Origin of the sequence: Microbacterium maritypicum MF109 (genome assembly GCF_000455825.1) — a bacterium.
Classification (GTDB): domain Bacteria; phylum Actinomycetota; class Actinomycetes; order Actinomycetales; family Microbacteriaceae; genus Microbacterium; species Microbacterium maritypicum_A.
This window is the reverse complement of the sequence record NZ_ATAO01000139.1, coordinates 1-429: the sequence shown is the minus strand read 5'-3', so window position 1 is coordinate 429 and position 429 is coordinate 1. Positions and strand designations below refer to the sequence as shown.

Below are 429 nucleotides of genomic sequence, written 5' to 3'. Positions count from 1 at the left end.
GTCCATGCACGTTCCTCCCTCGCCCCCTTCCCGGAGCCGCCGCCTGCTGCGATGCGGCACGATCGGAGCGCTGGTCCTCGCGCTCAGCCTCCCCGCCGCCGCTGCCTCGGCGGCCCCGGCGCCCGGGTATCTGACCGATCCGAACGCCGACCCCGGCGACTACCTCGAACTGAACATCGGCGCCGACCGCACGGCTTCGAACTACTTCTACCGGATCCCCGCGCTCACCCACCTCGGCGACGGCGTGGTCCTCTCGGCGTGGGATGCCCGGCCGGGAAGCGCCGCTGACGCCCCCAACCCCAACTCGATCATCCAGCGCCGCTCGACGGACAACGGTCGTACCTGGGGTCCGCTGCAGATCATCGCCGCGGGGAAGACCGGGAGCGGCCAGTACGGCTACTCCGACCCGAGCTACGTCGTCGACCGGCA

At 71.6% G+C, this 429-nt stretch carries 1 pseudogene; it reads left to right on the top strand.

Annotated elements, in window-relative coordinates:
- Nucleotides 1-429, top strand: a pseudogene (locus L687_RS0121375) (sialidase); the annotation flags it as partial.